Source organism: Flammeovirga sp. SJP92, from assembly GCF_001583495.1.
GTDB lineage: Bacteria > Bacteroidota > Bacteroidia > Cytophagales > Flammeovirgaceae > Flammeovirga.
Genome location: NZ_LQAQ01000035.1, coordinates 1 through 11,991 on the forward strand (window position 1 = coordinate 1; position 11,991 = coordinate 11,991).

General features: G+C 34.6%; 9 protein-coding genes. 3 read left to right on the plus strand and 6 right to left on the minus strand.

Annotated features, from left to right (window positions below; all coding sequences use genetic code 11):
* Positions 1-147 precede the first annotated feature (147 nt).
* The gene (locus AVL50_RS08590; RefSeq protein WP_082795725.1) at positions 148-981 is read left to right on the plus strand and encodes a tyrosine-type recombinase/integrase; all 834 of its coding nucleotides are present in this window, start codon (positions 148-150) and stop codon (positions 979-981) included.
* A complete protein-coding gene (locus AVL50_RS08595) occupies positions 965-2,113 on the plus strand; it encodes an IS91 family transposase (protein WP_062616086.1) in 1,149 nt (382 codons plus the stop codon). The genes AVL50_RS08590 and AVL50_RS08595 overlap by 17 nt, the downstream gene beginning before the upstream one ends.
* A 281-nt stretch (positions 2,114-2,394) precedes the next feature.
* Here the strand turns inward: AVL50_RS08595 and AVL50_RS08600 are convergent, their stop codons facing one another.
* From AVL50_RS08600 to AVL50_RS08615, 4 genes are all read right to left on the minus strand, one after another.
* Positions 2,395-2,886, minus strand: a complete 492-nt coding sequence (locus tag AVL50_RS08600) for a hypothetical protein (protein ID WP_062616087.1) — start codon at positions 2,884-2,886, stop codon at positions 2,395-2,397.
* A gap of 853 nt (positions 2,887-3,739) precedes the next feature.
* Positions 3,740-4,447, minus strand: a complete 708-nt coding sequence (locus tag AVL50_RS08605; protein ID WP_062616088.1) for a hypothetical protein — start codon at positions 4,445-4,447, stop codon at positions 3,740-3,742.
* Positions 4,448-4,541: 94 nt separating this feature from the next.
* Positions 4,542-6,284: a DUF4209 domain-containing protein gene (locus AVL50_RS08610; protein WP_062616089.1), complete on the minus strand. Its 1,743-nt coding sequence runs from the start codon at positions 6,282-6,284 to the stop codon at positions 4,542-4,544.
* A gap of 176 nt (positions 6,285-6,460) precedes the next feature.
* Entirely contained in the window at positions 6,461-7,564 is a 1,104-nt protein-coding gene (locus AVL50_RS08615) for a tyrosine-type recombinase/integrase (RefSeq protein ID WP_062616090.1), read from the minus strand.
* 205 nt (positions 7,565-7,769) lie between these two features.
* Between AVL50_RS08615 and AVL50_RS08620 the strand changes: the two genes are divergently transcribed.
* The gene (locus AVL50_RS08620; protein ID WP_062616091.1) at positions 7,770-8,183 is read left to right on the plus strand and encodes a DUF2116 family Zn-ribbon domain-containing protein; all 414 of its coding nucleotides are present in this window, start codon (positions 7,770-7,772) and stop codon (positions 8,181-8,183) included.
* Positions 8,184-8,437: 254 nt separating this feature from the next.
* Here AVL50_RS08620 and AVL50_RS08625 read toward each other — a convergent pair whose 3' ends face one another.
* Positions 8,438-9,004: a helix-turn-helix domain-containing protein gene (locus AVL50_RS08625; protein WP_062616092.1), complete on the minus strand. Its 567-nt coding sequence runs from the start codon at positions 9,002-9,004 to the stop codon at positions 8,438-8,440.
* 535 nt (positions 9,005-9,539) lie between these two features.
* Positions 9,540-11,849, minus strand: a complete 2,310-nt coding sequence (locus AVL50_RS08630) for a GH92 family glycosyl hydrolase (protein ID WP_062616093.1) — start codon at positions 11,847-11,849, stop codon at positions 9,540-9,542.
* Positions 11,850-11,991: the final 142 nt, after the last annotated feature.

Consider the following 11,991-nt stretch of genomic DNA (forward strand, 5'->3'; position numbering starts at 1 on the left):
ATTGTTGAACAAAAGCTCCGCTAGCTAAAGCCTTCAAATTCTTAATTTTACATCTTAATAAATTTTATAACACCTTAAATTTCATAAGATGAAAAAAAAATAGGTACTATACTAGACAGAGCCTTTAATGTTCCTGGTTTTAAAGAGATGTATAACGAAGTATATCGTAACATGTCTCTAAGTGGAAAGTCGAAGTCTACTTTTGATAACTACATCAAGTCTATTGCTAAAATTGCTTTGCATTTTAACAAGACTCCTCTTGAACTTTCCGATGATGAAATTAATGATTATCTACTTCAGCTCAAAGAAAAAAAGCAAACTTCTTATACTGCTTTCAAGCACTATGTCTATGCACTGAGATACATTTTTAAATACTCTGGAAGAGAAGAGAAAAACATCAAGCTTCCTGTATTAAGAAAGAAAAAAGCGATTCCTGATATCTTGTCAGTCGAGGAATGTAAAATCCTCTTTAAAATACCTGACTTATTGAAGTACAGGGTGATGTTTGCTTTGATTTACTCGGCGGGATTAAGAATAAGAGAGGTCGCTCAGCTTAAAATCTCTGACATCGATTTACAAAGAATGACGATCTATGTCAGAGATACCAAATATGCCAAAAACAGAGTGGTGCCTCTTGCTGAAAATATGAAAGTAGGCATTAAGAAATATCTTGAAACTGAAAATCCAAATATATGGCTTTTCCAAGGATACGGATCTCAAAAACATATTGCGACAACCTCAATTGGAAGAATGCTCAAGCAGACAGTGAAGGCGGCGAAGATTAACAAAAAAGTCACAACACATACCTTAAGGCACACTTACGCTACACACTGCGTCGAAATGGGGATGGACCCTTTTACATTAAAGGAACTGCTCGGGCATGAATCGCTTCAAACCACCTTGGAGTATATCAATCTTACAACCGTCAAAAAATCCAATTCCTTCTCGCCTTTCGACAAGATCTATGAAGCCAAAAGTTGAGATCAGTCACATTATCAGTCGGCAACAGTTTTGGAGGACTTCTACTCATTTTCTCAGCAGACAAAAATTCGACCTGCATGCGATGACACTTTGTAGGACGGCTAAACTCGGAAGGCATATCGACTACTGTGAAAAGTGCAGTGAAGTAAGAATTTCATACAACAGTTGCAGAAATAGAAACTGCCCGAAATGTCAGGCAACTTATAGAGAAAAATGGATCGCAAAACGGGAGGAGGAAGTGCTAGACGTCCCCTATTTTCATACTGTATTTACAGTGCCTCATAAATTAAATGACCTCTTTCTGCATGAGCCTGAATTGATGTATAACCTGCTTTTCAAAACCGTTTGGGAAACAGTCAAAACATTCGGAATCAAAAGTTTAATGGGGGAAATGGGAATGATAGCAGTACTTCATACTTGGGGACAAAATTTGAGTCTGCATCCCCATCTACATTGCATTATTCCGGGAGGTGCACTTTGCAATGGTAAACATTGGAAGGGCAGTGACAAAACGGGAAAGTACCTTTTCTCAGCAAAGGCATTAGCAAAAATGTTCAGAGCAAAACTTGTAGATCAGATAAGAAAGAATGAGACATCAAAAGCGTATTTTGACCAAAGCACTGCGAAAAGTTGTTTTGAAAAAGAATGGGTAGTTTATGCCAAAAGGCCTTTTGGAGGAGCAAAACAGATCATCGAATATCTTGGTAGGTACACGCACAAAACTGCCATCTCAAACCACCGGTTATTGGACTACTCACAAGGAAAAGTTACCTTCTCTTATAAGGATTATAGAACTGGTGCAAAGAAAAAAGAGATGACGCTCTCGGATGTAGATTTTATCAAAAGATACAGCATGCATCTACTTCCAAAGGGTTTTAGGAGGATCAGACATTTTGGATTTTACAACGGAGCCATCAAAAAGGTCAAAATAGAGAAAATTAGAAAGTCTATCGGCCAGAAAACACCCAAAAAGGTAGAATGGGACTGGATCAAACTTTCAAGGGAAAAACTGGGGTATGATCCATTGATCTGCCCTTGCTGTGGAGAAAGGTCGATGGTCATTATGCCACGGTTCGCCTCACAAAGAGCCCCTCCAAATAAGGAAACGGAAGTAGAACGCAATCTCAATTAGAAACTGACCCTCTCATTTTTTTGCTTATAAAAATAAGCCTGATATAGTACACCCTACACTTTCCGAAATCAAGCTTTTCAAGCTTAATTTTGTAGTTGACACTTGTGCTTTAAGTTAAAAAATGAGGGAGGAAGTGATCTATAAAAAAGTTCTCAACAAAAAAAAGACTTTCCGAGTAATCGAAAAGTCCTTCCTAACTTCCATACAGCTAAATGCAAGAGAACCACACCGCCTTTATTCAACTAGGGCTTAATTTTTGGGTCTGAAGACCAAACTAAGCCCTAATTATTGGCAACCGTTTTTTTATTTTTCACATAGTCAACTACTATTCCAAGAATCAAAAAGAGTCCACTACTTAATGGGAATGTTTCAAACGCTCCAAATATGAATTGTCCGTCTCCTGAACTTCCTGAATTTTCGAAAGCCCATATGTAGAAAATCAATGGGTGGATTATTATCAGTTGAAGTCCAAAATAGCTCCAAAATCGAATCATATTCAGGGTTCTGCTCTCTTGTCTGTCTTTGATTAGGTGCTTAAAGAAATAGTAAGAGGAAAGTCCGAATGCGATTGTCAGTCCAAATAGAATTAAAAGAGCGGTCATTGCATAATCGTCAAAAAGTCCACTTCCAAGCAATTCTAATGGAAGAGCAATTGGTAAGAAGCAGAGCATAGGAATGAACATGAAAACCATCATGTCAACACTTACTAATGTCAAAAGTCCTGGAATTGAAAATCCAAGTCCTACAATTGTTCCAATATATCTAGATTTCATTTTTTAATGGTTGCGTAGAGTAGAGCCTGATAGCTCTCTCTGTTTAAATAATTATAAATGTAATCATTTTGAGAAAACTATCAGAACCCCCTTCATCAAACCGTACGTGAAGTTTTCCCTCATACGGCTTACCGATGGATTTCTTTGTTTGATATTCATAAGAATCTACCCAATAAGATTAATACTTAAGTAGCTAATTTAAACACCTTATTTTCTTTTCTTACTTATACAAACATATAGTAGCATAACCATCAATACATTTTATTCGGCCGATAGGACTAAGCCAGTACCGAGTATTACAGTGCTATATCTACATATCCAAAGTAGAGCCCCTTCCCTAATCCAAGGTTATGTTGTCCTTAGAATCAGACAGTACTATGAGCTCCTCCGACTTCTGTTATTACCAGGCTGAATTTCGCTATACTTATATCAGCTTGTTTAAGGTGGCCAACCTTTGAAATAACAGATCTCCCACGTTCCATCACTTTCCATCTATAACCACGCCATCCCTATGACTCCGGTAGATCATTGCACTTCATGTTACTGTTTATTCATACAATGTAACAGGGTTCGAGACCGTCAAAACTCTCCCATCTACGCCTGCCTTTTCGAAGCTACTATGGGTTCACACTTGCGTATTACGGCTTGGTTATTTGAGATAACTGAGCTTCAGCTATCCACCTCACGGCGATCACTGTCAGTAACTCTTCTAAGTGAACAGTAAATTACTTAGGTAGGATTTGCACCTACTGGAAAGCCACAGCATCGTGGCACACCAACGTAATGGCTAAACTACGACCAGCGGGTGCGTCACCCGATGGATGGAGATTAGCTACTGTTGTGGTTAGTAAAATTACTCTAAAATTTCAATTGGCATTTCAATTTCATCATTTTTTTCATCCTCATCAAAAACTATAATTGTTGGAGGTTTCAATTTTCTTCTGCTAGCTTCTTTAATTTCATCGGGATGAAATGCCAAATTACTTTTGAGCAAATTTTGAAAATTAGAGAGTGTCTGTTTTTTAATTAGAAAACTTTCAATTATTACATCTTTAAAATTACTACTACCAGAATATTTTTTCAAAACTCCCAACCTAGGACTAAAGTAAACTGTTTCTATTGTGTCAATACAGTAGTCTAAACAGATTGTTTTCGTTTTTAATAAGTGATATTTCTTAATTAAGATTGATTCATTATCAAATTCTAGATTTACCTCATTTTCATAGGTTAATTGTTTTACATTTTCTATTGTGTCATTTATATAAAAAGTTGAAACTAAATTGTTTGAACTAGAATTAAATTCATATTTACTATAACCTGAATCAGTCCATTCATATTTGAAAGTAATATTATTCTTTTCTTGAGCTCTTGATAAGTATATACTCCTGATCTTGTCAAATAGTCCTGAGCTGTCAATAATCTCTTTTGATTCAATAGAAATTAAACCACGATCAATTGTTTTTTGAGATTCATTAAAGCTATCAATTTTAGTACAACCAAAATTATTTAGAAATATAAATCCAATGAATAAGAGTACTATTTTAGGTTTTTGTTCAGTCATTTTTTGGAAGTTGGTAGTACAATTATTAACCACAACGTAATGGCTAAACTACGACCAGCGGGTGTGTCACCCGATGGATGGAGGTTAGCTGATGTTAGCGGTTTGTTGTTTCCTCTTTTCTTACTATTGTACCTAAGATAATTAATACATGAAGAATTCTTTCAACTGATTGATATGAAAATGTCCCAATTTCACTCATGCCATGACAAACATTATTTCTTAAATTCCAACCACGCTGATCTGTAAAAAGAACTCTTAGATATAATTGAGTATCTTCTCCTAAAATTTCTTTAATAATTTCATTTCTTAAGATATCATCAAAAGTTTTCAACTGAAATCCTCCACCTCTACTCTTCTTTAATACTACACCACCTAATAATTCGACTAGATTACGTATTGCTTCTTCTATTTGAGGAATTAATATATGGACAGCGACAATTAAATCATCTTCGAAATATGCCTGAATTCCTCGTTTAATTATGGTTAATCTACTTTCTTCAAAAACAACTGAATTCTCAAGAAAACTAATAAAATCATTTGTATTTAATATTTTATCACTGATTATCCTAGAAAAAACATTTCTTAAAAAGATTGATTGAAAAGACAAATTTTGTGATAACTGATGTATTATATTACCATCAATATCATCTTCTATAGAGCCTATGGTAGCTACAACCCTTCCTTTATAATCTTGTATATTAGTTGGTATTAAGAATGTTAATGGAGATACTTTTGCTAATTCAAACACTCTTTCTTTAACTTCATCTTTCTTTGGTAAAAAATTTTGAAGAATTTTATGAAATATTAGATTCTTATCATCTTCAATAAAAAAATTCACAAAGTCTTCAAGTTCATCTTTAGGGATTTCAAAAGATGAGCTTACAGGTTTCAATTCTTCATTTACCTTAGGACCTAACTCTCTTAATCTTACTAAAACTTCATTAGCTTCCTCATTTAAGCCATAATTAAGGTAAATCTTATGAATGTGTTGTAGCCATGAAGATATTTGCATGGCATTACCATTCTTTTCATATGCCTCATATGACTTTCCTAATCGCAGGATAAGTTCTTTAACTTTATCATTCTCACCTTTTTTTCTGTAATACGTAGCCAATCTTTTAGCTGAAGCTTCTGCATTCCAAGGATTTAATTCATTTTCTGAGGTTAATTCATTAAACCTTTTTTCTAAAGTATTAATAATTCTGTTTTCCTCATCTCCTGTCAGTGATATTTTTTTTTCTTCAATTAACATATCAAAAGAGAAACCCCACAAACCTGCTTTATCATTAACTCCAATTTCATCTTCCAAATTAAGAGTAACATGTTTTGCTCTTTCAATTAATTCTTCAGAATTGAGACTTATTGATAATTGTAATGCTCTTTTTATTTTGGTTTTTAATTCAATATTATGATTACAAATTCTTCTTTCAACCGTATCAAGTAAATTTGTAATATATTGTAATCCAATATTATAATCAGGTTTCTTACCTAATATGAGTTTTGAAAAGTCCCATATTAAACCATTATATCGTGCTTGAATTAAAGGATTTTTAGTTTCTTTAATCCTTTTACTCCAATAATCTAGTATTTCAGGTGTTAGATGCTTAATTGAAGGGTATTCATCTCCATTTGGATATACAACCATAGGTCCAAAATATGTATCCCAGCCTGTATCTTTATTAGGATAATTTTCAACAAAATTAAATGCCATTATTTCTGCTTTTAATTCCAATGGGATATCTTCTCCTTCTTTTGGTAAGAATTCTCGAAATTCAGTTGCTATATCATGCTCAGATTTTTTTTCATAAAGCTCAATTCTTTCTATTATTTCTTTCATAAATTGGTAGTTTGTTTGTTATAGCTATAACCGCTAACATTTGATAAACACCATTATGTCACATTATATTTTTTAATACACCATGGCGTTTATCCATTAGTAAAATAGTTTACTTCCATTAAGGTAGCAAACAACTTTAAATATTCAAATCCTTAGCATTACAATTCTAATATATATTACAAATTATCAAGAGGACTTTTTATTTCACTTACCACTTTAGTGCTCACATGAGTATATATCTGTGTGGTCATTGCAGAATTATGACCTAAAAGGGATTGTATATATCTTAGATCTACACCATTCTCTAATAAATGAGTTGCAAAAGTATGACGAAGTGTGTGTATTGTAACTCTTTTTTGAATTTTTGATTTTGAAACTGCTCTTTTTAAGATTTTTGCAACTGAAGTTCTACTATATTTCCTCCCTTCTTTTTCACCTTCAAAAAGATATTTTTTGGGTCGGTAAACTTTAAAATACGCTCTTAAAATTTGTAGATTTTTCTCTGACAGGATTGTATTTCTATCTTTATTGCCTTTCCCCTCAACTATTCTGATCAACATTCTCTTTGAATCGACATCTTTTATTTCTAAATCAATTAATTCTCCTATTCTTAAACCCGCTGAATAAATAGTCATCAATATGGCTTTATGCTTTAGGTTTTTGATGTTTGAAAAAATTGATTTTATTTCTTCAGTACTTAAAACCACTGGAAGTTTGTCCTTTTTCCTTGGACGTTGCACATTATAGTAGCAATAATCTCTTTCCAATACCTTTTCTAAATAGAACTTTACGGCATTCAAGGCTTGGTTTTGATAAGAATCTGACCTTTTCTCTACTGATACTAAATGAAATAAAAACTGTTCTAAAAGTGTTTTAGACTGCTGTCCTTCCTCAATACTTCTTATATCTTTATAACCTTTTTGATCTAGGTATTCTAGATATCTATGCAACATACTTGCATAGGTAGTTGCTGTATTTAAGGCATATCTATAAAGCTCTAGTTTTTTAACTAACGCATTTAGGTGCATCGCTTTATGTTTAGGGTATTGTTGTTGAATTTTCTTATATAATAATTCATAGCTTCCTTCTTCTTCTTGGGTCAGTGCTTCTTTATTATTGCTTTGAAACACGGCTTTCGTATCTACCCAAGCAATTCCTTTAAAAGTGGTGAATACAGCTTGAATACTTTTATAGCCCTCTGGTATATAAACACATTCTAATTCTTGGCTCCATTTTACATTAGGAAGTGTTTTTATTAATTTCTTAATCCCATCAGTCATTGGAAAAGTTATTCTTATAAACTTCTTATTGCTAATCTTTATTGGATATAATCGTATATATGTTTCACTTTTTGTCATTTTGAAAAATTAAAAAGGTTGTTCTTTGGCAATTTTTCAAAATGACTTACATTTATCCGTATTTTAAACGTCTATAAACGTTTTTATACACTTAATCTAATAAAAAAACTGACTTAACGATTTTAATATGCTATCTACAAATGAGAAGTTATGCCTTGAATGTAATAAGCCTATCCAATTTGGAAGAAGAGACAAAAAGTTTTGTTCTCAAGAATGTAAATCTTCCTTTCATAATAAAAACAATCAAATAAAGTATAAGCAAAAGATCTACCATGAGAAAATGGTCTATCAAAATTACCAGATTATAAAATCATTTTATAAAGAAGGTAAGACAGTTATCAGAAAATCTTCTTTTGATGAGATGGGTTTCAACTACAATTACTTTACTACTATTTTTAAATCATCAAAAAATATTTATCTCTTTATTTTCGACATTGGCTATACTCCAATAAAAGAGAATGGAATCAAAAAACTTCTTATTGTCACTTATCAAGATTACATGAAAAAATATTCTTTCGACGCCTGGAAAAATATAAAATAGGTTACTCATAGCTTAGACTTGTCCATTTAAAAAGTTTTTCTTGAATTGATTGCATTCAAAAAATATTTTTTCCAAATCAATTCGTGAGCAAATGCAAATTATCTTTTCAAGTTCAAATAATTGTTGATTTTTGGTGTGACCTCGGGAAATTTGGGCATAAAAAAATCCCTGAAGAGGGAGTCTTGTGAAAAATTGTGGAGTGAAGTAAGTGGAAATAGGTGAGTTGAGATGAATTTGTATGAAAAATGAATGGATTAGACGTAGGTCTTCCATTTCAGAACGGTTGGGTTCTTCCAGAGTTTGAATTGTGGGTGATCTTTGATCAGTTCACGCATCCAATAATACTTAGTAGTGGCTTGTGATTGCTGTGTTCTAAGGAGTTGGAGATGTTCCATCCAAAGGTCGTAGTATTCCCAATCGTTGTTGTGATTGAAATACTTTTTACCAAGGCGGTAAGCATACCTTTTGGGAACATGGAAGTCGTCTTTCCACTTATTGGGTAATTTTAGTTTATAATACTGATCAGAATACCAGTAGATCCATCGTCTTTGGGCGTAGAGTTGGTAATCGTTTTTTCTTCTTGGGTGATGCCTGAATGGATTTTTCTTTTTGGAACCGGCATATTTCTTTCTTGCTAAAAATAATTTATGAGCGTACTCGGCTTCATACTTCTTGGTTTTTGGATTGGTATTTCTTTTTAACTCACGGTAAATCGTAGACGGGGATACTTCTAAACCTTCCGCAATTTCTGCTACGGTAAATCTTTTATCTTCAATAAGACGTTGGATGACTTTTCTATGATAAAGTTGAAGGTTTTTCATGAGATTTGTTAAACAGTCAGTTTTATAATTTCGTTAAGCTCTTTCAATGTAATACGAATAGATCAAGAATCAAACCATTTATGATGTTTTTTGTTCTCATTCGTAGACCCATAATTGAAATTATGAGTTTTGGGATGCTCCTACCTATCTCTTGGTTTATTTTCAACGATTGTTTGGTGAATCTCTGGAATTAAAAGGAAAACCTATTTCTCCTAGAAATCACCACAAAGCCCGTGATTTTAATCGTGGGGAGATAGTAGTTCAAGCAGACGGCGTAGTAGTGCAACAACCCTACTTGAATTTTGTGTTTGGAAATGAACAATGGATCTAACTTTCTTTCTGAAATTTAAATTAGAAGAATTATCCCCCAAAAGGCCATAGCTTTCATCATAGCAATTAATTACTTTAAACTAAAAACCCCTTGAAAAGATACCAAAGGCACTTCCCAAGGGGTTACAAAAGCTATATATAAATGTTAAGTACTGTGACAGAAGAAAAGGGATATTTTAGATTACCTTTTCGCCTATCCTACTACTTATCTTTTTTCTCTCGACATAGAGTATGGTGCACTGTCAGCAGCAGTACCCCATGATTTGTTTGGTGTTGCTCCCATTTCAAATACAATCTCTCCACCGGCCATGATTTGCTCATGTGTTAAGAATGTTTTGTTGAAAGGTTGACCGTTTAATGTTGCCGATTGGATGTACACGTTTTCTTCTGAATTGTTGTTCGCAATTACTTTGAAAGACTTGCCGTTTTCCAATTGCATTTCAGCTTCACCAAACTCAGGTGAACCGATTACGTACTCGCTTGTACCTGGTGCTACTGGATACATTCCCAATGCTGAGAATACATACCAAGCTGAAGTTTGACCGTTGTCTTCATCACCGCACAGTCCGTCAGGTGTTGGGCTGTAAAGGTCTTTTAATACTTTACGTACCCATTTTTGCGCTTTCCAAGGTTGACCAGCGTAGTTGTAAAGGTAAATACCATGTTGGATAGGCTGGTTACCGTGAGCGTATTGACCTGTTCCGTATTTCTGATCAGCTACTTTCATTTCTGTGATTTCGTGAATCTCAAAACCGTAGTAGTCGTGATTGGCAATTGATGGAGTTGAGAAGATCGAGTCAATTTTAGCCGCGAATGCTTCTTGACCTCCCATTAAGTCTCCTAAACCTGCAGGATCATGGAATACTGACCACGTGTAGTGCCATGATGAACCTTCTGTAAATGCTCCACCCCATGCTTCAGGAATGAAAGGTGTTTGCCATGAACCGTCCTTCATTTTTGCTCTCATAAAGTTGGTCGATGGATCAAATACGTTTTTGTAGTTCTGTGCTCTTTTCGCGAATAAGTCGATCTCTTCTTGAGGTCTTCCTAACTCTTCCGCTAATTTCATGATTGTGAAGTCAGCGTAAGCGTACTCTAATGTACGAGCTGTGTTTTCGTGAATGCCAACATCGTAAGGGATATAACCTAAGTTGTTGTAATAATCTACACCCATACGACCTACTGAACCTAGTGGTCCGTGGTTTTTAGAGTTTTTGATAATGGCAGCGTATAATGTATTGATGTCGTATCCTCTGATACCTTTTAAGTAAGAATCAGCAATCAATGAAGCTGAGTTTGAACCGATCATACAATCTCTGTGACCTGGCGATGCCCACTCTGGCAACCATCCACTTTCGTTGTAAGTGTTCACCAAACCTTGCATGATGTGGCTGTTCAACTCTGGGTACATTACTGTGAAGAATGGGAAAACGGCTCTAAATGTATCCCAGAATCCATTATCTGTAAACATATAACCTGGCAATACTTCTCCGTTGTAAGGTGAGTAGTGTACCAATTTATTGTCTTTGTCGTATTCGTAAAACTTACGAGGGAAAAGTAAAGTACGGTACATTGATGTATAGAAGTTTTGCATGCTTCTCTCTGATCCACCTTTTACTTTCAAACGATTAAATTCTGTATTCCACTCGTATTGTGCTTCGTCTTTTACTTGAGCAAAAGTCTTCGCTCCTACCTCTCTGTCCAAGTTGATTTGAGCTTGCTCAGAAGAGATAAATGATGAAGCTACTTTCGCTGTGATTACCTCACCTGCTTTAGTGGCAAATTTCACATAACCCGCTGTTCTTTCCGCTTTGACTTCCAATGCTTCTGAAGCACTCTTACCGTCCCAAGTTCCTTGAGTTGTGAAAGGCTTGTCAAATTCAATCACAAAGTAATTTGCAAAGTTATCAGGCACTCCACCACTGTTGTTTTTTACGTAACCAACAATTTTGTTTTCACCTGGAATAATTTTCACTGAAGAACCTTTATGATACGCATCTATTAATACAATGGCATCTTTTGTTTCAGGGAAAGTGAATTGGAAAATGGCACCACGCGTTGTTGGAGCAACTTCCGCTTTCGTTTTGTACGTATCCAAATTCACACTGTAATAATGTGGTTTGGCAATTTCAGTATCATGAGAATATTTCGATTGACGCTCTTTCTCTTTAAACTTCACCTCACCTGTCATTGGGAATATTGAAAATGCAGCATAATCATTGATCCAAGGACTTGGCTGATGGGTTTGTTTGATACCGTTAATGCTATCTTTTTGGTACATATACGCCCAACCATCACCATTTTCATTGGTTTGAGGCGTCCAGAAGTTCATACCAAATGGTGTAGCTACTGCCGGATAGGTGTTACCTGTAGATAATCTAAAATCGGATAGTGAACCTACTTGTGTGCTCACATATTTTGTGAAATCTTCTAATTGTGGTTTTTCCTCTTTCGGTGTACATGAGTACAAGAGGGGAAAGATTAGTAAGAATGATAAGTAATTGAATAATTTCATATGATATATATTGTGCAGTTGATCTAATGTCTTATTTAATGTAATTCTTTAATATCGCAAGTGTTAAGCCGATAGGCGTCACTTGTGATAATATATTGGCGAAGTCTCCCGACTTCGAAATGAATAAAAAATGTGTTATCAA